The 262-nt window shown below is 62.6% G+C and carries 1 protein-coding gene; it reads right to left on the reverse strand.

The genetic code is table 11. The features are described 5' to 3' along the window. On the reverse strand, window positions 1–262 hold a 262-nt coding region (locus ACGF5R_RS24840), incomplete at both ends, for a toprim domain-containing protein (protein WP_387693316.1).

Below are 262 nucleotides of genomic sequence, written 5' to 3' on the forward strand. Positions count from 1 at the left end.
CGGCACGGCACTGTCGAGCAACAACCCGAAGGCCCGTTCCGGCTCGGCGACCTGACACAGATAGCCGTTGGCATCCATGCCCTCGGGGAACACCACCCGGAACACGGTGATACCGACGGCGGTTAGTTCGGCGGCCAGTTTTACCGCCGCTTCATTGCCTGCCGGATCATTGTCGTAGGCGATCAAGACCTGCTTAACGCCATGCCGCTGAAACGCCTGCCGCATCTCATCGGTGAAGCCGTTCACCCCATAGGCGGCGGTG

It is taken from the genome of Photorhabdus sp. RM71S (assembly GCF_042879355.1).
In the GTDB taxonomy this organism is placed as follows: Bacteria; Pseudomonadota; Gammaproteobacteria; order Enterobacterales; family Enterobacteriaceae; genus Photorhabdus; species Photorhabdus kayaii.